At 67.9% G+C, this 990-nt stretch carries 1 protein-coding gene; it reads right to left on the bottom strand.

Translation table 11 applies throughout. The features are described from left to right. Positions 1–25: 25 nt before the first annotated feature. Positions 26–919 carry an IS982 family transposase gene (locus tag HHX41_RS39425; protein WP_182910013.1) on the bottom strand — a complete coding sequence of 298 codons (894 nt, stop codon included), beginning with the start codon at positions 917–919 and terminating at the stop codon, positions 26–28. Positions 920–990 lie beyond the last annotated feature (71 nt).

Below are 990 nucleotides of genomic sequence, written 5' to 3'. Positions count from 1 at the left end.
CTAGACGAGTAAGTCCTAAGCCCGGTCAGTGGTCGTAGGCGATCAGTGATCGGGTGATGGGCTGGTTGGTGGCGCGGTTGTGCCAGATGGCGGCGGTCAGCGCGAGGATGCGCTGGGCGACGCGGGCGGCGACGCCCAGCGGGCTGCGTCCGCCGTGCAGTTCGAGGTCGAGTTGGCCTTTGAGGGTGTCGTTGACCGACTCGATGAGCTGGCGGATGGGTTTGAGGTGCTGCTCGCCGGGGCGGGGTGTTCGGTTGCGGTAGGACGGGCGCAGCAGTCGTACCCCGCGTTCGGCCAGGTAGGCATCCAGCTCGGCGGAGACGTATCCCTTGTCGGCGACGATGAGCAGTCCGGGGCGTTCGGCGAGCAGGCGCGGGTCGTGGTCGAGTACGGCCATCAGGACCTGGCGTTCGTCGAGCTTGGGGGTGGCCAGGGCCCAGGTGATCGGCAGGCCGGCCGGGGTGCAGATCAGGTGCAGGCGCAAGCCCCAGAAGTAGCGGGAGTGGGAGCGGCAGTAGCCGTAGCCGGCCCAGCCCGCCAGGTCAGAGCGCTGCGCGGTGGGCCGGGAGCGGCCGCATTCGACCGGGGTGGAGTCGATCACCCACACCGGGTCGGTCCATAGGTCGGTGTCGCGGGCCAGGGCGCGGATGGCGCGTTTGAGGAGTGGCAGCGCGGCGCGCAGGCGCTTGTTGTAGCCGGATTGGCCGGGCAGGTAAGGGAAGGCTCCGGGCAGGTGGTTGGGCAGGAAGCGCAGCCATCGGGCTTCGGAGCGGATGCCGAGCAGGGCCTGGGCGATGGCCAGAGTGAGCAACTCGGCGTCGGTGAGCTTGGGTGGGCGTCCGATCCGGGCCGGACGCCCCAGCCAGTCATCGATCTTGACGTACAGTGCGGTGAGAAGGGTGTTGATGTCTGTCGTCACAAACGGATCATCGACACCCTTCGCCCTTCCCCACAGTCCGCCTCAAAGCGACTTAGGACTTACTCGTCTAG

It is taken from the genome of Microbispora sp. H13382 (genome assembly GCF_014161445.1).
Taxonomy (GTDB): Bacteria; Actinomycetota; Actinomycetes; order Streptosporangiales; family Streptosporangiaceae; genus Microbispora.
The sequence above is the reverse complement of the archived record's forward strand: the minus strand, read 5'-3'. Positions and strand labels throughout refer to the sequence as shown.